The following is a 2,264-nucleotide window of genomic DNA, read 5'->3' as shown; positions in this document are numbered from 1 at the left end:
TGAGCAGAACCTGCGCTTTCAGGGGCAGTACCTTGACCGCGAAACCGGGCTGCACTACAACACCTTCAGGTTTTATGATGCGGATGTGGGGCGGTTTACGCAGCCGGATCCGATTGGGTTGTTGGGTGGGGTGAACCTCTATCAGTATGCGCCGAATCCAGTAGATTGGGTTGATCCATGGGGGCTTTCAGCTTGCGCACCAACTCACCATATTGCCACCAATAAACACAAGGTGTGGTCTGACCGTTTTAGAGCCTTATTTAAACAAAATGGGCTGGGTAAATTTAAAAATGGGAAATCAAGAAAAGATGTGCTCAACGACCCATTAAACAAAGTAGACGTACCTGGACATAAAGGCCCCCACCCAGAAGGCATGCACCAAAAAATATTTGATCGTTTAGAACGTGCAAGTGAGCGAGGGCGAGATTCTTTCATTAAAGAGATGAGTAAATTGAGAGACGAAGCTACCACACCTGGCACTTGGCTAAACAACGTACTAACAAAGGTATCGCCATGAAATACTTCAAAATCAACCCAAATGTATCAAGCAAAAAGTGGGCTGGTTATTTAAACCCTCAAACAAAATTATTTGAAGGCACAGACCCCATCAGCGCCATATCACTATCAGATTCGGACAAAAAAATAACCAAAACATTATCCTACAAACCACTTACAGACGGGCCTATCCCTCCCATAAATACAATCGGATCACAATTTATTGCTTTCGATTCCAGCATAAAGGGCATTAACAGCATAGATGGAGAAGGAACCCAACTCGTGCCTATAAAAAACCCCACTATTCAGCACACTTACCTTTTGATGCACGTTTACAACCACATCGACTGTGTGGATTGGAGCTCATCAGAATTCGACCCTTGGCCGGAAAACTACTCACCCGAAGAATGGGAGAGTAAAAGAGCACGCTTTTTTATAACCCCCGCAATTTTCTTGGGGAAAATACCTGAAGAGCTAAGTTCATTTCGATTAAAAGAATGGAAAGATGCATTCAATATAGTCATCACCGAAAAACTAAAAAACAAAATATTATCCCTTGACTTCGATCATTCATTTTTAGAGTTCCACGAATTGAAAACCATATGAACATCTAACACTCAAAAAACTCAACGACCATTTGTACATTACTCCGTTGCTGGAACCGCAACCCGACCACGAATGGCGGGTCACCCGCCACTGGGGCAGCGATGGCGAGGACTATCACTTTCATTACGACCTGAACAAGGGCGAAACCCCGCGTCGTCGACAGCATCGGCCGTGAGGAACGCTACCATTGGGAGCACATCGTCTACACCGAACACGGGGCCCTGTCCCTCAGCATCACCGACCGTGGCGGCCACACCAGCACCTTCAGCTACGACCAACGCGGCAACCTGCTCAGCGAAGGCAGCGACGCGGGTGAACTGGGCTATCTCTACGACGCCTTGGGCAATCTGGAAACGCTAACCCTGCCCGACCAGCGTCAACTGAACCACCTGTACTACGGCAGCGGCCATCTGCATCAACTCAACCTCAATGGCCGAGTGATCTGCGACTTCAAACGCGATCAACTGCACGACGAAGTCCTGCGCACCCAGGGCAGTCTACTGACCCGCACCCGCTACGACCGCAGCGGTCGCCTCAGCCAGAAAGCCCTGCACTACCGTAACGCTGCCTGCGAAGAGTTGCCGCTGCTGGATAAACGCTACCAATACGACGCCAGCGACAACCTGATCATCGAGCGCCTGACCCAGACCCAACACCGGGGTGACAGCGATCCCCGCCAACCGCTGCCGGATGACGGCCTGCTCGGGCGATTCCTCGGCCAGAGCCACGGCAAAAGCGTTGAGGGCAACGAGCACTAAACCTACGACGCTACCGAACGCCTGCGCGACCACCGCCAAAGCAATCCGCACAACCCGGAGTTGCACCGCGAAACGTACAACTACGACGCCGCCGCCAACCTGCTGCCCACTGGCCGCATGGGCGGCTACGTCAAGCACAACCGCGTGCACGTGTTCGAGGACAAACGCTATCGCTATGACCGCTTCGGCCGCCTGAGCGAAAAACGCATCGGCAGCCATACCGTGCAGCGCTTTCGCTACGACGCCGAACAGCGGCTGATCTGCGTGGAGCAGGATCAGGGTTGGCAACGTTTGCGAAGCGAGTACAGCTACGACCCGCTCGGAAGACGCATCGGCAAACGGGTGTATCGCAATGACAACGAACAGGCGCAGAGCGATGTGCAGTTTGTGTGGCAGGGGTTGCGA

The 2,264-nt window shown here is 52.0% G+C and carries 5 protein-coding genes; all 5 read left to right on the top strand.

Features of this window, described 5'->3' with window-relative positions; translation table 11 throughout:
• On the top strand, positions 1–517 hold a 517-nt coding region (locus NTD80_RS06590; protein ID WP_262132764.1), incomplete at its 5' end, for an RHS repeat-associated core domain-containing protein.
• Positions 514–1,101, top strand: coding sequence for a hypothetical protein (locus NTD80_RS06585; RefSeq protein ID WP_262132762.1), 588 nt, complete (start codon positions 514–516; stop codon positions 1,099–1,101). The genes NTD80_RS06590 and NTD80_RS06585, both read left to right, overlap by 4 nt.
• A 31-nt stretch (positions 1,102–1,132) precedes the next feature.
• Positions 1,133–1,276 carry a hypothetical protein gene (locus NTD80_RS06580; RefSeq protein WP_262132760.1) on the top strand — a complete coding sequence of 48 codons (144 nt, stop codon included), beginning with the start codon at positions 1,133–1,135 and terminating at the stop codon, positions 1,274–1,276.
• A gap of 163 nt (positions 1,277–1,439) precedes the next feature.
• Positions 1,440–1,859, top strand: a complete 420-nt coding sequence (locus NTD80_RS06575; protein WP_262132759.1) for a hypothetical protein — start codon at positions 1,440–1,442, stop codon at positions 1,857–1,859.
• A gap of 60 nt (positions 1,860–1,919) precedes the next feature.
• A partial coding sequence (locus tag NTD80_RS06570; protein WP_262132758.1) for a hypothetical protein occupies positions 1,920–2,264 on the top strand: 345 nt, incomplete at its 3' end.

The sequence above is a fragment of the Pseudomonas sp. 13B_2.1_Bac1 genome (genome assembly GCF_025466155.1).
GTDB lineage: Bacteria > Pseudomonadota > Gammaproteobacteria > Pseudomonadales > Pseudomonadaceae > Aquipseudomonas > Aquipseudomonas aylmerensis.
Note: the sequence above shows the minus strand (reverse complement) of the source record. Positions and strands in the feature narration are given on the sequence as shown.

Bases quoted from the DNA above. Each gene is read 5' to 3' on its own strand.
- NTD80_RS06585 (WP_262132762.1), top strand. From the start codon at position 514: ATGAAATACTTCAAAATCAACCCAAATGTATCAAGCAAAAAGTGGGCT.